Genomic DNA, 788 nt, shown 5'->3' on the forward strand with positions numbered 1-788 from the left:
GCGGGCAGCTTCGGGCCTGAAGCGGGCAATGTCATCAGCGGGGCTGGCACGACCAGCCAGACCGCCGACATAGTGGGCGCGGACAGCGTCGGCGCGCGGGTGAGCTTTGGCGGCAGCATCGTCAACGGCGGGCTGGTCGCGGGCAGCGGCCAGGGTGTCGCGGCCGGTGGGTCGGCGGTGATCCACGGGCAATATGGCGACCTGACGCTCTTCTCGAACGGCGACTATAGCTATACGCGCTTCACGGACACGCCGGGCGGGATGGACGACAGGTTCGTCTATGTGCTGCTCGACGGCGATGGCGATCCGTCGCCCTCGACGCTGACCATCTCGATCGGCGACGCCAAGCCGACGCTTTCGGTGCCCGCAGCGGGCGGCGAGACGACGACCGTCTACGAGCAGGGCCTGCCGGTGCGGACGGGCGAGTCCGAAGGATCGGGCGAGCAGGCGGCAGCGGGTGCCAATGGCGACCCGAGCGAGGCGGTGACCGGCACCGTCACCTTCCATTCGGCCGACGGCATCCAGTCGCTGACGGTGGGCGGGGTGGCGCTGGATCCGGCGACCTTCCCGCAGACGGTCGTGAACAACGGCACCGGCACGCTGGTCATCAATTCCGGCAGCTATGACGAAGTGACCGGAAACGGCTCCTTCAGCTATACCTATACGCTCAAGGACAATACGGCCGGCGATAATACAAGCGTCAGCTTCGAACTCGCCCTGACCGATGGCGACGGCGATCCGGTCAGCAGCAATCTGGTCATCAACATCGTAGACGACCAGCCGCAGGC

1 pseudogene is annotated in these 788 nt (G+C 66.9%); it reads left to right on the forward strand.

Annotated elements, in window-relative coordinates:
• Nucleotides 1-788 (forward strand): annotated as a pseudogene (locus L858_RS22120) (hypothetical protein); the annotation flags it as partial.

Source organism: Sphingobium bisphenolivorans (assembly GCF_000412635.1).
GTDB classification, from domain to species: domain Bacteria; phylum Pseudomonadota; class Alphaproteobacteria; order Sphingomonadales; family Sphingomonadaceae; genus Sphingobium; species Sphingobium bisphenolivorans.